Annotated in this window: 18 protein-coding genes; 4 read left to right on the top strand and 14 right to left on the bottom strand. The window is 47.9% G+C overall.

What is annotated here, in order from left to right; translation table 11 throughout:
* Positions 1–233 precede the first annotated feature (233 nt).
* On the top strand, positions 234–1,199 hold the full coding sequence (locus SPSPH_RS03145; protein WP_075753170.1) for a M14 family metallopeptidase: 966 nt from the start codon (positions 234–236) through the stop codon (positions 1,197–1,199).
* Between the two features lie 84 nt (positions 1,200–1,283).
* Here the strand turns inward: SPSPH_RS03145 and SPSPH_RS03140 are convergent, their stop codons facing one another.
* From SPSPH_RS03140 to SPSPH_RS03080, 13 genes are all read right to left on the bottom strand, one after another.
* The gene (locus SPSPH_RS03140) at positions 1,284–2,108 is read right to left on the bottom strand and encodes an ABC transporter ATP-binding protein (protein ID WP_075755916.1); all 825 of its coding nucleotides are present in this window, start codon (positions 2,106–2,108) and stop codon (positions 1,284–1,286) included.
* The gene (locus SPSPH_RS03135; RefSeq protein ID WP_075753168.1) at positions 2,092–2,940 is read right to left on the bottom strand and encodes an ABC transporter ATP-binding protein; all 849 of its coding nucleotides are present in this window, start codon (positions 2,938–2,940) and stop codon (positions 2,092–2,094) included. The genes SPSPH_RS03140 and SPSPH_RS03135 overlap by 17 nt, the downstream gene beginning before the upstream one ends.
* Complete coding sequence (gene opp1C, locus SPSPH_RS03130; protein ID WP_075753166.1) at positions 2,937–3,770, bottom strand: nickel/cobalt ABC transporter permease; 834 nt, start codon at positions 3,768–3,770, stop codon at positions 2,937–2,939. Before opp1C ends, SPSPH_RS03135 begins: the two co-directional genes overlap by 4 nt.
* A gap of 4 nt (positions 3,771–3,774) precedes the next feature.
* Entirely contained in the window at positions 3,775–4,707 is a 933-nt protein-coding gene (opp1B, locus tag SPSPH_RS03125; protein WP_075753164.1) for a nickel/cobalt ABC transporter permease, read from the bottom strand.
* Between the two features lie 108 nt (positions 4,708–4,815).
* Complete coding sequence (gene nikA, locus SPSPH_RS03120) at positions 4,816–6,405, bottom strand: nickel ABC transporter substrate-binding protein (protein ID WP_075753162.1); 1,590 nt, start codon at positions 6,403–6,405, stop codon at positions 4,816–4,818.
* Positions 6,406–6,591: 186 nt separating this feature from the next.
* Positions 6,592–7,935 carry an MATE family efflux transporter gene (locus SPSPH_RS03115; RefSeq protein WP_075753160.1) on the bottom strand — a complete coding sequence of 448 codons (1,344 nt, stop codon included), beginning with the start codon at positions 7,933–7,935 and terminating at the stop codon, positions 6,592–6,594.
* Between the two features lie 21 nt (positions 7,936–7,956).
* Positions 7,957–8,154 carry a hypothetical protein gene (locus tag SPSPH_RS03110; RefSeq protein WP_075753158.1) on the bottom strand — a complete coding sequence of 66 codons (198 nt, stop codon included), beginning with the start codon at positions 8,152–8,154 and terminating at the stop codon, positions 7,957–7,959.
* Between the two features lie 14 nt (positions 8,155–8,168).
* The gene (locus SPSPH_RS03105; protein ID WP_075753156.1) at positions 8,169–8,444 is read right to left on the bottom strand and encodes a metal-sensing transcriptional repressor; all 276 of its coding nucleotides are present in this window, start codon (positions 8,442–8,444) and stop codon (positions 8,169–8,171) included.
* Positions 8,445–8,811: 367 nt separating this feature from the next.
* Positions 8,812–10,128: an MFS transporter gene (locus SPSPH_RS03100; RefSeq protein ID WP_075753154.1), complete on the bottom strand. Its 1,317-nt coding sequence runs from the start codon at positions 10,126–10,128 to the stop codon at positions 8,812–8,814.
* Between the two features lie 160 nt (positions 10,129–10,288).
* A complete protein-coding gene (locus SPSPH_RS03095; protein ID WP_075753152.1) occupies positions 10,289–11,083 on the bottom strand; it encodes a dihydropteroate synthase in 795 nt (264 codons plus the stop codon).
* Positions 11,084–11,093: 10 nt separating this feature from the next.
* Positions 11,094–12,209 carry a uroporphyrinogen decarboxylase family protein gene (locus tag SPSPH_RS03090; RefSeq protein ID WP_075753150.1) on the bottom strand — a complete coding sequence of 372 codons (1,116 nt, stop codon included), beginning with the start codon at positions 12,207–12,209 and terminating at the stop codon, positions 11,094–11,096.
* A gap of 21 nt (positions 12,210–12,230) precedes the next feature.
* Positions 12,231–12,866: a cobalamin B12-binding domain-containing protein gene (locus tag SPSPH_RS03085; RefSeq protein ID WP_075753148.1), complete on the bottom strand. Its 636-nt coding sequence runs from the start codon at positions 12,864–12,866 to the stop codon at positions 12,231–12,233.
* A gap of 325 nt (positions 12,867–13,191) precedes the next feature.
* On the bottom strand, positions 13,192–14,913 hold the full coding sequence (locus tag SPSPH_RS03080) for a sigma-54 interaction domain-containing protein (protein WP_075753146.1): 1,722 nt from the start codon (positions 14,911–14,913) through the stop codon (positions 13,192–13,194).
* A 386-nt stretch (positions 14,914–15,299) separates the two neighbouring features.
* On the opposite strand from SPSPH_RS03080, the gene SPSPH_RS03075 reads away from it, so the two are divergent.
* The 3 genes from SPSPH_RS03075 to SPSPH_RS03065 all read left to right on the top strand — a co-directional run bounded on the left by SPSPH_RS03075 (position 15,300) and on the right by SPSPH_RS03065 (position 18,096).
* The gene (locus SPSPH_RS03075; RefSeq protein WP_075753144.1) at positions 15,300–16,154 is read left to right on the top strand and encodes a class I SAM-dependent methyltransferase; all 855 of its coding nucleotides are present in this window, start codon (positions 15,300–15,302) and stop codon (positions 16,152–16,154) included.
* A 270-nt stretch (positions 16,155–16,424) separates the two neighbouring features.
* Positions 16,425–17,357 (top strand): permease, encoded by a 933-nt coding sequence (locus SPSPH_RS03070; protein ID WP_075753142.1) that lies wholly within the window; start codon positions 16,425–16,427, stop codon positions 17,355–17,357.
* Positions 17,344–18,096, top strand: a complete 753-nt coding sequence (locus SPSPH_RS03065) for a TIGR03943 family putative permease subunit (protein WP_075753140.1) — start codon at positions 17,344–17,346, stop codon at positions 18,094–18,096. Before SPSPH_RS03070 ends, SPSPH_RS03065 begins: the two co-directional genes overlap by 14 nt.
* Positions 18,097–18,123: 27 nt before the next feature.
* Here SPSPH_RS03065 and SPSPH_RS03060 read toward each other — a convergent pair whose 3' ends face one another.
* A complete protein-coding gene (locus tag SPSPH_RS03060; RefSeq protein ID WP_075753138.1) occupies positions 18,124–18,546 on the bottom strand; it encodes a DUF3842 family protein in 423 nt (140 codons plus the stop codon).
* Positions 18,547–18,869 lie beyond the last annotated feature (323 nt).

Here is an 18,869-nt window from a genome sequence, read left to right as displayed (position 1 = left end):
ATAACAGGATAAAATGTTTGCAAATGCATAAAGCGTAAAGGAGAGGCCGCTAAGGTTGCTCCTTTTTTAAGTTCAATTGCAATAAAATATAGATAATCATGGTAAAGACATAGTGCCGGACTATAACGCGAAAGCAATGGGATGAAAGTTTGCCGTATCAACAAATCAGTGTTGGAAAAGTCAAACCAGAGGATGAAATCATATATCATGACAGAATACAGGAGGATGATACAATGAACCAATGGACGATTTGCGGATACAGTGTGGCCCGGGGAGAAAAGAAACAGGTTTTGATCGAGCCAGGTGTAGCGGGATATGAAATGCCGGCTACTTTGATTTATGGTAATGAGGACGGCCCTACCATTGTTGTTACGGCAGGCATCCACAGCGGGGAATACCCCGGAGTCGCCGCGGCCATCCGCGTGGCAGCGGAAATTAATCCGATCAGGGTCAAGGGGCGAATATTATTGCTGCATTGCGTTAACACCAGTGGGTTCTGGGCGAAATCACCAGACCGTGTACCGGAAGATGGCGCGAATTTAAACGCCAATTACCCGGGCAGCCCGGATGGTGGTACCGGCGACCGTATCGCCGACTACTTTGTCCGCGAGATATTTCCCCAGGCCGGATTCATCATTGACTTGCACAGCGGCGGCCAAATGGAGCCTCTCACCCCCTGCCTGTTCTTCCCTGCAGCGGCAGGCGAAGAGGTTCGCAACATTGCGGAAGCGGCCGCGCGGGCGACCGATATTCCCTACCTGATTGCCTCAACTGCAGCTACGGGACAATATAGTTATGCCGCCAAACTGGGTATACCGGGTCTCCTGCTGGAACGGGGATACTGCGGTTATTGCAAGGAAGCATGGGTGCAGGCATATCAAAAGGATATCTGTTTACTATTTAATCACCTGGGTGTATATGTGTTTAATCCGGCAGAACCTGTATGTGATAAAAAGGTATATAATAAAACTATTTACCTGGCGGCCGCAGAGGCAGGCCTTTGGTATCCCGCTATAGAGGAAAATGGGATAGTGAAAAAAGGCGATCTGTTAGGTCATACAGAGAACTTTTTTGGGAAATGCATCCGGGAATACTATGCGGAAGAGGATGGCACCGTGTTTTATTATACAAGCGGTTTGGCGGTGAACTCCGGCGACCCGCTGGTAGCATACGGGCTTGAAAAGTTCGCACAGAAATAACAGAATAGAAAAAATCCCCCAGTTCACTGAACAGAGGGGATTTTTTCTATGTTACTTCTACCTGTTTTCTCTGCTGCCGCCATACTATTCGGTCACCCCTGCAAGTCGGCAGTGGCAATCTGCCGCTCCCTCGGAAAAATCCAGCACCGAATGCAATAACTTGCGGGAATAAGCAGCTTTCACCCGGCCCAATTCCATGATGCGCGGAACTTCTTCGACAATCTCCCCCTCGGCGAAAAACAGCGCCCGGTCGCAAAGATAAGCAACTGCCGCCAGGTCATGGCTGATAAAGAGATAAGATAAATTGAATTCTTCCTTTAGGCTAGCCAACAGATCCATCACCTGCACCTGAACCGACACATCCAGTGAGCTTACCGGCTCATCCAGCAAAATGAACGCAGGATTAGTTGCAATGGCCCGGGCAATGCAGACCCGTTGAAGCTGGCCGCCGCTGAGTTCGTGCGGATATCGGTTTACATGGCCCCCATGTAAACCGACTTTCTCCAGTAGATAGGCAATGCGCTCCATCGTCCCGGCAGATGCGGCCCTCCGCCGGGTATGCATCGGCTCGCCAATAATCTGCCATACCTGAAAACGCGGATTGACGGAAGATGTGTAATCCTGAAAAACGGCACTGATTTTCTGACGCCAGTCAGCCCTTTTGCCCCACCCGGCAGATTTGTATATATTCTGACCGTCAAACAGCACTTCGCCCCGGTCTGGCGGCTCAATACCAATCATCATCCTGCCTAACGTGCTTTTCCCACTGCCGCTTTCACCAATCAGCCCCAGGCACTCTCCCTGGGCCAGCTGCAGCGAAACTCCTTTAAGAACAGGCTTTTTTGAAGCTAAAAAAAAGCTGCCTTCCTGAGAAAAATCCTTATACACCTCGTTAACCGTCAGTAGCACACGCCTTCAACTCCTTTGCATCCTCGCCCCGAAGAGCCAGATGATACTTTCGCATCAATGCCGCTCTGGTACCAACCAAATAGCGGGTATACTCCTGCTCCGCATGACAAAAGATCTTTTCCTTCGGGCCTTCTTCCACCGCCTGCCCCTGATTCATCACCAAAATCCGGTCTGCAATCCGGCTGATAACCCCAAAATCATGGGAAATAAAAATCATGCTGGTTTGCAGCCGCTCCCGGATCCGGGCAAATTCCTCCATCACTTCGTATTGGGTTACCGAATCCAGGGCAGTAGTCGGCTCGTCGGCAATAATCAGGTCAGGCTCCAACGCCAGAGCAATCCCGATCATCACCCGCTGCAGCATCCCGCCGCTAAGCTGATGAGGGTATTTTTTGACCACTTCCCCGGGCTCCCGGATCTGCATCCGCTGCAAAACCGCCAAAGACAGCTCGCGGGCCTCTTTGTCCGTCATCGTCCGGTGAGTATGAAATGTCTCTGTCATCTGGCTGCCTATCCGGCTGAGAGGATCGAAAGCCGTCATCGGATTTTGCAAAATCATGCAGCTCTCCCGGCCCCGCATTGCCCGCAGCTCCTGCGGGCTTGCCTGCAAAAGCTCACGTCCTTTAAAATTCACCTGCCCGGTTATAACAAAACGCTGATCTAAAAGCCCCAAAATAGCCCGGCAAAGCATGGTCTTCCCGCTGCCGCTTTCCCCTAAAATGCCCAGACAGGCGTTTTGAGGCAAATCAAAAGAAACTCCGCGCACAAGCGGCACTTCCGGCCTGTCAACCAGGCTTACAGTCAAATCACGCACACTCAGTATCATATTCATCTGCACCCTTCCTTTGGGTCCAGTGCGTCCCGCAAACTGTCTCCCAATAAATTAAAGGCTGCCACCAGCGCCAAAATTGCCAGTCCCGGTGCCAGCATCTGCTCAGGATGAATGGTCATCACCTTCTGCGCTTCACTCAGCATAGCCCCCCACTCAGCGGTTGGGGCCTGGACACCCAAACCAAGAAAAGACAGCGCCGACAGATTCAAAATCACCCAGCCTGTATCCAGAGTTGCCAAAACGATAATTTCCGGTGCAACATTGGGCAATAGGTGCTTAAAAAGAATAAAGCTCTTGCCGCTGCCGGTAGCCCGCGAAAAAAGAATATAATTTTTTTGACTATATTTAAGAACCGTGCTGCGAACCATCCGGGTATACCAAGCCCATTTCACAATAATATTCGCCAGAATCACATTGCCGATCCCCACGCCGAGCATGCCGACAATGGCCAGGATCATCACCTGGCTGGGAAAAGACAGCATTACATCGGCAAAGCGCATTAGTCCTTCATCGACCCAGCCTCGGAAACTGCCGGCCAGCAAACCGAAAAAAACGCCCACAGTAATCGTCGCCGCCATGGTAAGTAAAGATAAAAAAACCGTTGTCCTGATGCCATAAAGCAGCCGTGAATAGATACAACGCCCTAGTTGGTCTGCTCCCAGAGGATATTGAGAGGAGACGCCCGCATATTTATGAAGCACATCCACTTGATTCGGATCGTGCAAGGCCAGCCATGGGGCAAACAAGCCGGCCAACAGGGTAAGCCCAATCACCCCCAGGCTGCCCATTGCCAGATAATCGCGAAACAGACGGTTACACAACTCTCTCATCGGCTTATCTTCCCTCCCTTAACCGCGGGTCCAGACTGTGATGAATAATATCGACAATCAGATTGCAAAGTATAAAAAGCACTGCCATCAACAGGATATACAGCTGAATAACCGGATAATCCCGGTTAAAGATTGCGGAAATACAAAGCCGGCCGATGCCCGGCCAGGCAAAAATATTTTCAATAATGACTGTCCCGGCCAACAGCTGGGGAATACTCATGCCAATAGCGGTGATACTGGTCTGAAGAGAGTTTTTCAAGACATGAGCCAAAAGAATCCGTTTTTCGCTAAGGCCCCGTACCCGTCCATAAAGAACATAGTTTTCTCGCATGTTTTCCAGCATATTGCTGCGAATCAGCCGGACATAGGTAGAAATATATGTCAGTGAAAGAGCCGCCGCCGGCAGAATCAGGTGACTAAAACTACCGCTGCCGCTGGTCGGCAGAAGATTCAGCTTGATTGAAAAAAACCAGATCAATAACAGCCCCACCCAATACCCCGGCATGGCCGTACCAATAAAAACCAATACCCGCAAGATCCGGTCAAAAGCCCGGTTGGCAAACAGAGCTCCCAAAATACCTACCGGCAGACTAACCGCGACCACTAACACCAGTGCGGCTGCCGCTAATTCCAGCGTCGCCGGCAAACACCGCAAAATCTCATCAAGCACCAGACGGTCATTGATATAAGACTTGCCAAAATCCAGATGCAAGGCTTTCCACAGCCAGTCGCCATACCGGATTAAGAATGGCTTATTAAGACCTAACTCTTCCCGTAGCGCCTCTACTGCTTCCGGGGTAGGCACTATTTCGTTGACCCGCAGCGCCACCTCGGCCGGGTCTGCCGGCACCATGGCAATCAGGGCAAAAGATAAAAACGACACAGCCAACAGCAGCGGAATCAGCGCCAGACATCTTTTTATCAGGTAATTGCGCAACGCACGCTCACCTCCCGTAAAGTTTCATGGTTAATAACTAAAATGAGGAGGCTGGGGTCTGTCCAGCCTCCTCTTGCCAGCAACTAAGCGCCTGCTTTGCAGCAGCTATTACTGGCCGAAATACATTTTTTCAAAGGGGATATCATACTGGGAGGGGTTGAAGGTGACGCCTTTGAGATTTTTAGTGTAAACCGCCCGGTTGCGCTCATATGTCAGCGGTATATAGACGGCTTCATCATGTAAAGTTGTAAGGATATAAGTATACAGATTCTGGCGTTTCGTCTCATCTGTTGAAATAAGTACATCGGTAATGGCCTGATCCAGAGCCTTTTTATCCTTAAGCCCCTGCTGCGCATAATAATCGCCATACACCGGCAGTTTCATGCCTGCCAGCGACGATTGGGGATCATAAGGCGTACCCCAGGAAATATTGAAGATGATGTCAAAATTACCAGCCTTTTGCCGGTCCCGGTAAGCTTGCTCCTCTTCCCCGACAATCTCCAGATTAACACCAACCTTTGCCAGTTCACTTTGGATATACTCGGAAATGGTTTTTTCCAGGGCGCTGTTGCTGTTGTAATGGGTCTTAATCAGCAAGGCCTGACCGTCTTTTTGGCGATATTTCTGTCCTGCGGTCTTTTGCCAGCCGGCTTCTTCCAGCAAGTGCTCGGCTTGACTTACATCATAGGCAAAGGGTTTTAAATCAATATTGCAATAAGGCACCGTTTTAGCCAGCAGCGTATCGGCAACACTTTCACTGCCGTTAAAAATATTTGCGGAAATTCCTTGCTTATTGATACTGTGCTCCAGAGCCTGACGAACCCGCAGGTCTTGCAACGGACCGCTGGTGGTATTCATCAGCAGCATCCGGGTGGAAGACGGCTGGGACATCACCGCTTCAAACTTGTTATCTTTACCTAACTGGGTAAACGAGTCGGCATCAATCATATTTTTCCCGAAAATCAAATCGATTTCACCCTTTTGCAGCGCCAATACCCTGGTTTGATTGTCAGGAATAACTTTCATAGTGACTTTTTCAATTTTTGGTTTTGCGCCCCAGTACCGGGGATTCACCGTAAAGACTGCATATTGATCTGTTTTATGCTCGGTCAGCACCCACGGGCCTGTTCCCACATAAGCGGTGACACCATTTTTCGTCTGCCCGTCTTTCATTGATTTCGGCGAAATAAACCGGAAAGGCCGTGTTACCGCTAATTCAGTCAGCATAGGGTAGTAAGGGCTTTTCAGCACAAACCGCAATGTGTATTCATCCACCACTTCCACCCGGTCAATTAGCCGGACCATCTCCAGCCAGGTGTGGCGGTCCCGGTTGTCCAGAATGGCATCAATATTCAGTTTGGCAGCCTGGGCATTAAACTTTTCTCCATCAGAAAAGCTGACATCTTTACGCAAATGAAAGTCGTAAACCTTTCCATCGGCAGAAATATCCCATTTCTCCGCCAGCCAGGGAGCCACTCCTGTCTCGGTATTCATCACCAGCGATTCATACAGCATATTCTGCGCCCACATTTCCCCGCTATACAAGTGAGGATTCAAGTCCCGGATGTCCCGGAAGTTGGCAAAGACCAGTTCTTTTTTTTCTCCGGCAGCTTTGTCACCGGCGGAACAACCTCCGAGCAGTGTCATCATCAAGAATGTCATTATCAGTCCTAAAAGCTTCCACGTTTTTTGCGACATAATAAAGCAATCACATCTCCCTAAAATCAATTTGATAATGATTATCATTATTGAAGTTGATTCTAATATAATTTTTTCTGGATGTCAATACCAGGTTATGAATTAAGTTGCCTTCCTGGAAAAATAAACCCTCCCGCAGTCAGTCTGACGGGAGGGGTTATCCATATCTTCCATATGAAAGATATGTCAATGATTAGCGGACACTTGCATGATTCTTCTAAACCTGTAGAGCAAAAAGACGGAACGAAGGGCATAATCGACAGCATTGACCAGCCATACTCCCGCAATGCCCATATCCAGATACAAACATAGCACATAAATGCCAGCAACGCGAATTACCCATATACCTATGATGGTGCTGTACATCGGACTTTTCGTGTCACCGGCACCTTGCAGCGCACCGGCAATAACCAAACTGACTGCTATAAAAGGTTGGGCAAACGCATCAATCCGAAGTCCAATAGCCACCATTTCAATTACATTTTTATCTGCTGTAAACCAGGAACCGGCGATAGATGAAAAAGCAAAATACAACACGCCGATAAAACCCATGAAAATAACGGCAATCCACATGATTACCTTCCCATAATGGTAAGCATCCTTTTTGCGGTTTGCTCCTACGTGATTGCCCACAAGCGTTGTGGCGGCGACCGCCAAGCCATAACCTGGCATAAATGAAAAGTATGAAATATTTCCTGCCAGCAAAAAGGAGGTATAAACATCTGTGCCAATCCGCACAATCAAGCCTGCATAAAACAATTGCCCCAGACGCATGATTAGACGCTCAATAACCGCCGGGCCGGAAAGCTTCAGCAAAGGAAGGGTAAATTCACTGGATGCTCCTTGGAACAAGGGAAAGGATACCGCTGATTTTTGGAGATAGACGTATAACGCCGCCGCTCCGATTACCCGAACAATGGTTGTTGCCCAGGCAGCTCCGGTAATTCCCCAGCCGTCCCAGCCTCCCAGGCCAAAAATCAATATATAGTCCAGGCCAATATGAATCAGGTTTACCCATACACCCACCTTCATGGGAGTTTTAGTATCACCGGCACTTCGCAGGATATTTCCGAAAACCGTCATGAGCGAAAGGAAAACAGACGGAATGGCTACGATCTGAAAATAAACGACCCCTGCAGCTAAAACATCAGGCTCAGTGCCCATGTAACGCAGCAAAGGTTCAGCAAAAAGGAAGGTAATTAACCCAAAAACAAGTCCGATAGCCACGGCAATCCAGGTTGACTGCCGTGCTATTGCCTTGGCTTTATCTACTTCCCCAGCCCCCATGCACCTGGCAATCAGCGAAGACGTGCCAATTCCCATTGCCAGAAATACAGCAATATAAATTGCTACAATAGCATTAGTCATGCCGACGGCCGCAACTTCATGCAAACCGATTTGCGCTACAAAAAAGGTATCGACAAAGCCGACAATGGTCAGCAAAAAGTTTTCGATGACAGTAGGCACGGCAAGCGCCAATACAACTTTTACTTTTTGCTTTCGATTTGTGCCAGAAACGCCGTCATGCATTATCGGGCCTCTGGTCTGAACTTAGTCACGCTTTTTCATGAAAATCGCCCTGATTTTTTTCACCAGTTCAACTACCGGCCGTGAAAAAACAGAAGCTAACGCTAAAGCCAGCGGAATATAGTTGACAACGGCCTTAAACACAGTACCTGAGTGCGCATAGGTTACCGATGGAATAGCCAGCAAAACCACAACCAGTGGTGCTACCTTAAACAAACTCATAAATCCTCCTCCCGTCACCGGATGTAACGATCCAGTGCTTCCTGTAAATCGGCCAGGAATTTTTCCTGTTCGCCCTCATTAACGGCATGGATCAGGCAATCCTCCAGATGATCTTTTAAAATAATTTTAGCCGTATTATCAAGCGCTTTTCTGACAGCAGCAATTTGTAATAATACTTCAGGACAATCCCGTTCTGCCAGAACCATTTCTTTAATCCCTCTAATATGCCCCTCAATTCTAGCCAGCCGGTTCACAACCTGTTTTTGATGAGAATGTGTATGTTTTTCCATAATATCCTCCCCTTTATATTTTATCCCCCCGGGGGGGATAAAATCAATACCTTTTTCATAAAGAAAATACGACTTGCTCCAAGCCTTTGGCGACGGTGAAAGCAGGTGCCGCCTTTGGCGACGGTGAAAGCAGGTGCCGCCTTTAGCCTGCTCTTAAGAAATGTATCCTTTCTGTTAGTATAACAAAAAACGCCCGTATAAACGGACGTTTAAGAATCAAATTATCCGATGACTTAGCTTCAGATGGGGTTAAAACCCCACCTGAAGCTAAGTCTACTTTATAGTAGATCAACCAGAAATATCATTCCTGCTGGCTCCGAGAAAATGACCCATCAACGGTTGTTCTGATTTTGTTTACATACTGCCCTTATTGAGTAATTGTCTGATGATTATCTTCGATATTTTTATGGACAGTTTCCGGCCCCATAGCCAAAGCCACTAAAGTAATTACACCTAACACGCACATGTACACTACAATGGGCCACCAGTGCCCGCTCCAGCTGTATAGTGCCGTGCAAATAAACGGTGCCAGTCCGCCGGCCAGTATGGAGCCTAATTCACGGGAAAAGGCAAAGCCGGACAAGCGGAAATCTGTGTCAAATAATTCGGCATACCAGGAAGCCTGCGGCGACATCATTGCCGGATATGCTATTCCCAGCCCGACAACAAATCCCAGGATAATTGCCCAGAAGGAGCCTGTTCCGCAAATCAGGAAAAACGGGATAAGCCAAAGCATGGACAGGATCGTTCCGCCAATATAAACCGGCTTGCGCCCGATTTTATCGGAAAGCATGCCAAAAGCAGGCATAGCTATTAGTTGCAGCATACAGGCAGCAATAACTCCCCATAATGCTGTAGATTTCGGGAACCCCAGTCCGGTTGTCAGATACGCCATAATGAAAACCGGATAGAAGTATGCAAACCCATTTTCCCCCATACGTGTGCCAATAACGATAAGAACTTCACGCGGATGACGTTTAATCGCTGAAAAAATGCCAATACGTTTACTGCTCTGTTCCCGGGCAGCCTTTGCTTTTTCGAAAGCCGGCGGTTCAACAATATGACGGCGGATAAAATAACCAACTAATACGCAAACGGCACCGAGAATAAAAGGAATTCGCCAGCCCCAATCCACGAAAACCTGTTCTCCCATGATTGACAGGCAGGAAAAGAACACTACATTGGCCAGCAGGGTAGCCGCTGAAAAGCCCATAGGCGCCCAGGAGCCGGCGAGCCCTCTTTTTCCCGGCTTGGCATGTTCAACAGATAGCACTACCGCACCGGCATATTCGCCGCCTGCGCCAAATCCCTGGATTAATCGCAAGATGACAAGTGCAATCGGTGCCATTATCCCGATCTGGTCATATGTTGGCAAAAGACCGATGGCCGTTGTTGCCCCACCCATTAAAAAGAGGGTAAGAATCAAAACTTCTTTACGTCCGACCCTATCGCCCAGGTGGCCAAGAATTAAACCGCCTAAGGGTCGGGAAAGAAAGCCAACCGCATAGGTGCCAAAAGCAGCAAGAGTACCCATCAACGGATCAATAGAAGGGAAAAAGACCTTGTTTAATACCATCGCCGCGGCTGCTCCATAAATTAAGAAATCATACCACTCCAAGACCGTCCCAATCAAGGCAGCTAAACCGGCTTGTTTTGTTTGATAGCGTACCGCCTGTTCCGACATTTTTTTCTCCTCCCGTATGAGCTAATAAAATCTGCGTTAAAAGACTTGTCAGCTCATATTTTTTTATAATCCAGGTATATCCTTTTTTAAACCCGGTTTTCCTGAAATTCATTCAGATCCGCTTACCTGTAACTAGCTGGCCTGCATACCGTCTGCCGGCTTACTTCATCAAGCCGGCACGGTATGCATCAATGTACTCCGAACAATATTCATCCTGGCCGTTCAAAGCCTGAATAGCTAACAGCAGTGATATCATGCGGTGATCCAGCGGATCAATGAAGAAGGTATCTAAGCCGTAAGCCGCCAAGGCGACGGCAAACGCCTGATTTAATACCTGGCGCTTCGGCAGGCCGAAAGAAACATTGCTGAGACCGCAGGTAAGATGAATTCCCGGAAATTCTGCGGTAAGTAAACGGACAGCCTGCAGCACCTCCTTGCCTGACAACCAGTCCGTACCTAACGGCTGCACCATGACATCCAGGTAGATATCGGCGAAAGCTACCCCATCGGTGATCAACCTGTCAACAAGCCGGCAGGCTACAGCCGCCCGCTGTTCGGCGGTCTTAGGGATACCGGTGTCATCCATGCATAGACCGATGATACCGGCGGCGCCGCCCCGGATTAACGGAAGCACGCCATTATAACGGTCTTTCTCCAGCGAAATGGAGTTAATCAGCGGTTTGCCTTGATGACAGGCCATAGCTGCCGCTAATGCAGCCGGATCAGGACTGTCAAGGCAGAGCGGTACGGCAGTCACAGCCTGAACAACCTTGACCAGCCAGGGCAGCAACTCTTTTTCCGCGTCAACAAACGCCCCGGCATTCACATCAATAAAATGGGTTCCATTTTGTGCTTGTGCCACCGCTGTTTTTTGAATATAAGCCTCATCCCGCCGGCTAATGGCTTCGGCCATTGACGGAATGCTGCTGTTGATTTTTTCGCCAATAATGATCATGTGCCACCTCTTATATCCAGATGGGCAGCTTACCGTATTTTTCGATCAAATCAACCACCCTGCCGATACGGTTGATATCACCGTCAAAGGGAAGATTGTCAGCCATTCCGAGAATAAAGCGCTGGCCGGGGGCCATTTCCTTAATCAGCCTGATGACAAAGTCGTCAAATTCCTGGTCACTGTAGGCAGGCTCAAACATGACTGAGGAAATCCCTCCCCACAGCGTCACTTTGTCCCCGTACCCTTGCTTAAACTCACTCATCGTCATACTGGACTGCGGCGCCGGGGTAACGGCTTCCGCCACATCAATCTCCGTTTCGCCAAACAGCGGCAATAGACGGCGCATTTCACCATCTGCGTGAGCCATCGACAGTTTGCCGGCAGCATGGATAATTTCATTAGCCTGTTTAAAATATGGAGTAAAGAACTGCCTGAATACCGGGGTATGGATGTCGTCGCTCCAGTTGGCACAGAGATTAATTAACTCAAGTTTTGAGTCGGCGGCGATTTTTAGTTTTTTAAGCTCCAGTTCACTCATAACCTCAATAAGCTCGGCCACTTCCTCCGGGTTATCCATCATTTCTTCAAAGAACTGCTCATAGCCCATAATTTCCCGCATAATTCGCTGGGCAGGAGACCATAAGCCTGTTCCTGTCATTACAATGCCCCGTTCTCCCATGACTTCCCGTTCTTTATCATAATCCGTATTATAGTAGGGTTCAGTATGTTCCAGAATATATTTGATTACCGGATAGTCTTTGGCTGTTTTAAAAAGCTTTTCATGTTCATACGCCAACCAGGGACCTTCATTGGTTGACCATAAAAGCTTGATCGAACAGGTGCCGATGGAAGTAATATATTCTCTGGTTTCCCAATTGCCCTCCCAGTTGGTGATGACTTCCATATCACGGAAGCTTTCCTTGCAAACACTGAAAAACCGTTTTTGCGCCCCGGCCCCCTGATCGGCAATAATATCTGTTTCCGACCAGCCTTGATATTTTTCCGGTAATGTTCCATGCGCACTATGATAGTTATACCAGGTATCAATACGGGCTCCGAATGGAAGTTTGTCAACCATCTCCCCGCGTGCGGCTGCCAAAATTCGTTGTGTGTGTGTCATTGCCATCAAAATCCCTCCTTTGGTCTGTTATTTACCGACAAGCTGCTTGGCAATACGGACAGCTTCGCCGCCTTCTTTGGCATAGGCATCTGCCCCCATTTGGAAGGCAAACCGTTCTGTCACCGGAGCGCCGCCGGCAATAATTTTGACCGATGACCGAAGCCCTTCACTCTCCAGCTTTTTTATTACAGTGCCAATCTCATACATGGTAGTGGTCAACAGGGCTGACAGCCCCAGAATATCAGGTTTCTCTGTGCGCACAACCTCGACAAATTTATCTTCAGAAACATCAATCCCCAGATCAATTACGTCAAAGCCAACCCCTTTCATGAAGGACGCCACAATATTTTTACCGATGTCATGCATATCATTTTTTACAGTGCCGATAACAAATTTGCCAAGCTTGGTCAACTCGATGTCTTCCAAAACCGGTTTAAGCGTTTCCATGGCGGCATTCATCGCCCGGGATGCCCGCATCATGTCAGGCAAAAAGAATTCGCCGGCAGAATATTTTTCACCCACCATACTCATACCGTTTTGCAGGCCAAGGGCAATAATATCTTCAGGACTGGCCCCGGCGGTGAGCAGTTCGTTGGTTAATTCCGGCGTCTTTTTCCATTCGCCGGAAGTAACCGCATTGGTCAGTTTGCTAAAATCAAACATGTGTTACAACTCCTTTACTTTGCTGTCGGCCGCTTCACTAATTCAAATTACTGGATTGAGTTAACTCTTTGCGCAACCATACTATTGCAAAAGGTGTGCCAACCCAATAAGCCCGCAGCAGCAGGGAGTTTATGTCCTTCCGTTTTAATCTTCTGATTATTTTTGTAATCGCCTTGCGACTTTTAGCTGTTGCTCAACAGGCTGAAACCTTCTATTTAGAAAGGCCTACTGTCCTAATTACAAAAGTAATCGCTGATTCAAAAACGAATCAGCGTTCGTACATATAAAAAGACACCGGCGATTCGCCGGCATCTTGAAGAGCAGGTCATTTGCTTATACCATATTTTTTCAGCTTTTTCACCACACTGGATTGGCTAATTCCCAGCGCTTCCGCCGCCTTGCGTGTGCTGCCTGTCTTCTTGTATATCGCCAGCAAAATTTTCCGTTCCTCATTTTCTACGGCAGCCTGCAATAACCCGACATCTTGGTAAGCGTCAGATAGATTCTCCATTGAATTCATATTAGGAAACAATTTATGAATCAATTCCAGCCCCAGACAGTCTTCCCGGCTGGTAACAACCAGGCGTTCAATACTATTCTGCAATTCCCGGACATTACCGGGCCAGTTGTAATTCAGAAAAGCCCGCACCAGATCGGGATGCAGCCATTTATGCCAGCCATATTGTTTGTTGATCCGGTCTAGAAACTCGGCAGTCAACAAAAAAATGTCTTCCTTACGCTCTCTCAACGGCGGCAGGAAAAGCGGCACAACATTCAAACGGTAATATAAATCTTCCCGGAAAAGTTTGTTTTTCACCATGTCTTCCAGGTTACGGTTGGTAGCGGCCACAAACCGGACATCAACAGCAAGAGTTTTCTTACCGCCAACACGGCGTATCTCCCGCTCCTGAATGGCTCGTAGCAATTTTACCTGCAAGGATAGCGGCAGTTCGGCAATTTCATCTAAAAACAAGGTTCCCTCATGAGCGATTTCCAGCAGTCCTGCTTTGCCCTCCTTGGCAGCACCGGTAAAAGCGCCTGCCTCATACCCAAACAACTCGGATTCCAGTAGGGTTTCGGGCATAGCGCCACAATTGACCTTGATAAACGGCCGGCAGGAGCGGGTGCTCGCCCGGTGAATCAATTGCGCGAACAGCTCCTTGCCGGTCCCTGATTCGCCTAAAATAAGCACAGTGGAGTTTACCCTGGCTACCCGGAAGGCCAGTTCAATTTTTTCTTTCATCTCCTGATTATTGGTAACAATGGTTTTAAACACCTGCTCGGATCGTAAATAGGTAAGCTCCTGCTGATATCTTACTTCCCTTTTTTCCAGTTGAGCCAGTTGCTTTTTTAGGTGGTTTAATTCCGCTAAATCGCGAAACACCGTCACAACCCGAATAACATCGCCGGCTTCATTCAGCACCGGTACACTGGTCAGTAGCAATTCCTTATTATTGCGGATATCCGTAACATGCAAAACCGTTTTATGTTCAATGACAATATCGGACGTAGTCCGCCCGACATAACCGGCTTGCAACAGTTCTTTAACATGCTTGCCAACATACTCGTCGGCCGTAATACCCGTCATATGCTGATAGGCTTTATTTACCCTGATGATATAGCCTTTGCCGTCACTGACTACAATGCCGTCGTCAACGGCTTCAATCAAACATTCCAGTTCCTTATTCATTTCTTTGACAGAGTCTAACTGGGAAGCAAGATCATCGACATCATAATAGTTCTGAAATTCAGCAATTGCGCCTGTGATTTCCCCATGCTGCCAAATCGGCGTGCGGTTGGTAACCACTTGCCGGCCGGCTAAACTCATACGCTCACCGCGTATGGCATTCCCGGTTGCAAGCACTTCCGGCAGGCGGGTGTTGGGTATGACGGCTTCAATTCTTTGACCGATAAGCTCTGCCTGGCTGCGTTCCAATAACTCGGCGGCAGCTTTGTTTACTGCAATAACAAGCAATTTTTTGTTTACAACAATAATACTATTGTAGGTGGCATCAAAAACAGCCGGATAATCTATAGTCTCTGCCATATTGCCCCCCTGTGTTACAAAATACAGCCTGCAGTCGTATTTTTTGAAAATTTATAAGGTTCTTTCTTCTCCACATTAGCGCAATCTTCCTGCTTTCGATAAAGAAAACACGACTTGCGCCGAGCCTTTGGCGACAGCGAAAGCCGATGTTGCCCTTATCCTGCTCTTAAGAAAGTTATACTTTCTGTTAGGACAAAAAATTCTCCGGGTAAAACAGCCCTTATGGGTAATCATCGAAAGAATTGACAATTACTACAAAACAATTTATATTTAAACTAATAACCTGAATCATGAAGATTCAAATGAACCGGTATGAAACCTGAGGAAAGCAGTCCTTAGATGTTCATGCCTTTTTTTATAACTGTTTTAGCAGGAGGGTGCAGTACATGTGTAACACCAAGTTTTGGACAGATGCCTGGCAGGAGGCAAGAGATACTTATCAGGTTCCCCGTTATGGCAGCAAACAGGATTGGCAGCACTTCTGGAATACCTTTGCCGAACTGCATGCTCTGCGCAACCGCCAAAGCCGCCCCATTTATAATGCAGTTATTGAGGCACTGGCTGCTGATGGAGTGATAACCCCCTTTAGCACAGTGCTGGATATCGGCTGCGGTGCCGGTACCTACACACTGCCTTTAGCTGCCAAAACCAGACAGGTTACCGGCTTGGATACCGCAGAGCAGATGCTGGCCATGCTGCAGTCAGAAGCGGCGCACGAAGGGCTTACCTGCCGGATCGCCCCGCTCAACACCGATTGGCTGGAGTTGCCTGCCGAGCCGGCTTATGATGTGGTTTTCGCCGCCAACACAACAGCCATTAATGACTATGACAGTTTAATGAAAATGAATGAGCTGTCTCGCGGCGTTTGCTGTCTGGTAGGGTTTGCAGGAGCCTATCACAGTAAAGTCCGCACTCTGCTCTGGGAACACCTGATGGGAACACCGCCTGAGCACGCAGCTTTCGATATCCAGTATCCTTTCAACATTCTCTATCAGGAGCGGTATCTGCCTAATATCAAATTTTACAGCTACCGGGAACGGTACCGGGAGACCCTAACCTACATGATTGAATACTATACAAGTTATTTTCGGCTGTTTGGACTGGAAGGCCCGGAAACTACAGCCAAAATTACCGGGTTTCTGGCCAACCGGGCGGTCGAGGATTATTGCACCGAGCTCATTAACACAACTATCGGAGTACTCTGGTGGCGGGCCGACCGCAAATCAATTATTCTGGAATAACCGGCTGAAGCTTCGCATAAAGAAAACACGGTTTATATCAAAACCCCGGCAAAAGCACAAACCGATTGGCAAAACAAAAACAACCCTTTAATGGGTTGTTTTTGTTTTGCCGGAAGCAAGGCGCCCGCCTAGAGGGCTACATTTTTTATAGCTGTGCCTTACTGAGCCAGGTATTTCACTAACTGTAATTTTGTTTTCGTTATTAAGAATATTCCTATTTGACGCTCATATACTGTAACTGTACAAAACCCATTATGGCAGGTGATAGGTATGCAGGATTTTAATACGATTTTTCTCAGTATTGTGATTGAGGCACTCCCACTGGTACTGCTGGGAGTGTTTGTTTCGTCCTTTATCCATTCGTTTGTTCCGCCGGAGTGGATTCAGCGTGCACTACCGAAACAACGCCTGACCGGCATTGTCGCAGCCTGCTTGCTCGGGCTGTTCATACCGCTGTGCGAATGCGGCATGGTACCTATCATACGCCGGTTAATCAGCAAAGGAGTCCCTCCTTATATTGCCATCGCCTTTATGTTATCTGCCCCCATTATTAATCCACTTGTCGCCTGGTCTACTTACCTTGCATTCTCCGGATTTCCACCGATGGTTTTTTACCGGCTGACCGGAGCTTTTATCGCGGTTGTTATTATTGGATTTTTGGTGAGCGCCACCCAGCGGCGGCCGGTACTTTGCGCAAGCGAAGCTGCCGCAGCTAACTGCTGCGGGCACCATGCTCACAAGGCTCCCAACTCAACCCCCGGCTTCATGAATGCCTTGCGCGAGATGTTGTATCATGCCTGTGATGATTTTTTTGCCATGGGGCGGTTTCTCCTCCTAGGCTCATTTTTAGCAGCCTTAATTCAGGTAACCATACCCCGTCTGACACTCTTGTCCTTTGGTCAGGATTCTGTGTATTCAATTGGCGGTATGATGCTGTTTGCATTTCTGATCTCAGTATGTTCCCAGGCCGACGCATTTATTGCGGCTCCCTTCCTGGAACATTTCAGCACAGCCTCCCTGGCAGCTTTTCTTATCTTTGGGCCAATGCTGGATATAAAAAATACCCTTATGCTGTTTACAATATTTAAACCGCTATTTACACTCAAGCTTATCCTGATTATTACAGCAACAGTCTTTGCCGTAAGCTTATCCATGGCCTACTTTCCTCAGCTATGGGAGGTGATTTGTTTTGTTCCTGCTTAAACTTTTCGGGGAAAATCTGTTAAAACTTCTGATACTTTTAGGGTTTAGTCTCCTGTTTTACAATACCCTGACGACACATAACCTGTCCCAGGTCATCAATCCTCAATTCATTGGCAACAGTAAGCTCGGTTTTGGGCTGCTGCTGGTACTGACACTCATTCAGGCAATCCGAACACTCGACTGGCGTCATGCCACCGCCTGCAACTGCCAGCATAAAATCGGTCAGTTCTGCTATATTGTATGTATTGGCACATTGATTCTTGGCCTTATTGTTCCCATCAACCCCCTTGGCTCAACAACCGCTTCCCAAAAAGGGGTAAAGTTCATGCAGGCCGGCATCACTATCCCGGCCAGTCTCCCCCTGCCGTCAGAACAGGCTGCATTGGTAATAACCGATGAAAACCATGTCAGATATGTAACTGCGCTCTATGAAAATACAGCTGCATTTATTGGGAAAGACATCAGCCTGAAAGGCTTTGTTTACCGGCCGGACCAATTACCTGACAGGACCTTTCTTGTCACCCGGTTTGAAATTTCCTGTTGTGCTGCCGATGCCGTTCCCAGTGGCCTGCTTGTTGAATGGAATGACAGTCAGTCCATAAAAAACGACAGCTGGGTAGAGGTACATGGAAAATTAGCCACCGTTGATTATCTGGGAAATAAGCTGCCGGTAATTAAAGCTGCAGAAATTATTCCAATCAAGCCTTTGGCAACTCCCTATGTGTATATCAACAACTGAACCGCAATGGCAAAAGCACCGTCAATGCTACCAGGCTTTCCCCTGGACAAGGTCACTTACTTTCGTCACTGCTTCCTTGATGGATACGACCAGCGGCCGGGTTTCCAGCCCAACGATTTCAAAATGGTGCTGATTCACCGGTACCAGTACTTTATGCGCATCGGCGGAAGCAACAGCTTCGGCAATTTTCGGCGTAATCTCGCCCATTAATGAATTCGGAATAATAATACCAATAGGCCCTACTACGATATCTGCTTTACGGATGGAAACAACAACAGCATTTTCGCCGGTTGCGCCGCGCATGGCACCTGCCCGCACCATATTATTGGTTGCCAGTGCATTGGTCCCCAACGCAATAATATCGGCTTTTTGTCCTAATTGTACCGAAAGCTGCGTAACCAGCTGTACCCCCAGTCCCCCGCCCATACCGTCAATAACTGCAATTAACATTACTTTTTACCACCTTCCACCAAACTGGACGCTGACAATGATGTGCAGCCGCTGCGACCGAAGCACAGCAGCCCTGCGCGCAAAAGCGCATAAAAAAGCACAAAAAAACCATGAAAATATCGCTCTGCGCGAAACCTTCATGGCTGCAATCTCTATATAGACTATTTTCCGACAGCTAAATACCTAACCGTACTTCCTACGGCATTTGGCAGCTTCTGCTGCCTTATGTCATGATTGTATCAAAATTCACGTTTATATGTCAATAGATTGTATGAATGTTCTAAAATATAAGGTTTTACTAAGATATATTTATTGACAAGCCG

The sequence above is a fragment of the Sporomusa sphaeroides DSM 2875 genome (assembly GCF_001941975.2).
Lineage (GTDB): Bacteria > Bacillota > Negativicutes > Sporomusales > Sporomusaceae > Sporomusa > Sporomusa sphaeroides.
This window is presented reverse-complemented; position numbering and strand designations above follow the sequence as displayed.

Excerpts from the sequence above, each read along its gene's own strand:
- SPSPH_RS03145 (WP_075753170.1), top strand. The coding sequence starts at position 234 with ATGAACCAATGGACGATTTGCGGATACAGTGTGGCCCGGGGAGAAAAG.
- SPSPH_RS03135 (WP_075753168.1), bottom strand. The coding sequence starts at position 2,940 with ATGAATATGATACTGAGTGTGCGTGATTTGACTGTAAGCCTGGTTGAC.
- opp1C (WP_075753166.1), bottom strand. The coding sequence starts at position 3,770 with ATGAGAGAGTTGTGTAACCGTCTGTTTCGCGATTATCTGGCAATGGGC.
- nikA (WP_075753162.1), bottom strand. The coding sequence starts at position 6,405 with ATGTCGCAAAAAACGTGGAAGCTTTTAGGACTGATAATGACATTCTTG.
- SPSPH_RS03115 (WP_075753160.1), bottom strand. The coding sequence starts at position 7,935 with ATGCATGACGGCGTTTCTGGCACAAATCGAAAGCAAAAAGTAAAAGTT.
- SPSPH_RS03110 (WP_075753158.1), bottom strand. The coding sequence starts at position 8,154 with ATGAGTTTGTTTAAGGTAGCACCACTGGTTGTGGTTTTGCTGGCTATT.
- SPSPH_RS03105 (WP_075753156.1), bottom strand. The coding sequence starts at position 8,444 with ATGGAAAAACATACACATTCTCATCAAAAACAGGTTGTGAACCGGCTG.
- SPSPH_RS03100 (WP_075753154.1), bottom strand. The coding sequence starts at position 10,128 with ATGTCGGAACAGGCGGTACGCTATCAAACAAAACAAGCCGGTTTAGCT.
- SPSPH_RS03095 (WP_075753152.1), bottom strand. The coding sequence starts at position 11,083 with ATGATCATTATTGGCGAAAAAATCAACAGCAGCATTCCGTCAATGGCC.
- SPSPH_RS03090 (WP_075753150.1), bottom strand. The coding sequence starts at position 12,209 with ATGGCAATGACACACACACAACGAATTTTGGCAGCCGCACGCGGGGAG.
- SPSPH_RS03085 (WP_075753148.1), bottom strand. The coding sequence starts at position 12,866 with ATGTTTGATTTTAGCAAACTGACCAATGCGGTTACTTCCGGCGAATGG.
- SPSPH_RS03080 (WP_075753146.1), bottom strand. The coding sequence starts at position 14,913 with ATGGCAGAGACTATAGATTATCCGGCTGTTTTTGATGCCACCTACAAT.
- SPSPH_RS03075 (WP_075753144.1), top strand. The coding sequence starts at position 15,300 with ATGTGTAACACCAAGTTTTGGACAGATGCCTGGCAGGAGGCAAGAGAT.
- SPSPH_RS03070 (WP_075753142.1), top strand. The coding sequence starts at position 16,425 with ATGCAGGATTTTAATACGATTTTTCTCAGTATTGTGATTGAGGCACTC.
- SPSPH_RS03060 (WP_075753138.1), bottom strand. The coding sequence starts at position 18,546 with ATGTTAATTGCAGTTATTGACGGTATGGGCGGGGGACTGGGGGTACAG.